Source organism: Gemmiger formicilis, from assembly GCF_016901605.1.
GTDB classification, from domain to species: Bacteria; Bacillota; Clostridia; order Oscillospirales; family Ruminococcaceae; genus Gemmiger; species Gemmiger formicilis_B.
Genome location: NZ_JACJKP010001072.1, coordinates 1 through 215, shown reverse-complemented (window position 1 = coordinate 215; position 215 = coordinate 1). Strand labels below are relative to the sequence as shown.

Annotated in this window: 1 pseudogene; it reads left to right on the top strand. The window is 56.7% G+C overall.

Annotated elements, in window-relative coordinates:
- Window positions 1–207 (top strand): annotated as a pseudogene (locus tag H6B10_RS17790) (hypothetical protein); the annotation flags it as partial.
- Window positions 208–215 lie beyond the last annotated feature (8 nt).

Genomic DNA, 215 nt, shown 5'->3' with positions numbered 1-215 from the left:
ACCTATGCTGACCGGGGAACCAGAGAGAAGGCAGGAGACGAACGGTTCGCCTCCTGCCTTCTACGGTGCTTTTGTCAGGCCAGCGACGCACCCAGCTCGCGGCAGGCCGCCAGAAACATCTTTGAGAAATACGAGATGTGCAGCAAAATCTACTCCCGGCAGTGGCAGCAAGGGAAATCCATCGAGCAGCTCACCGTGGCTGGTTGATGTTTCTA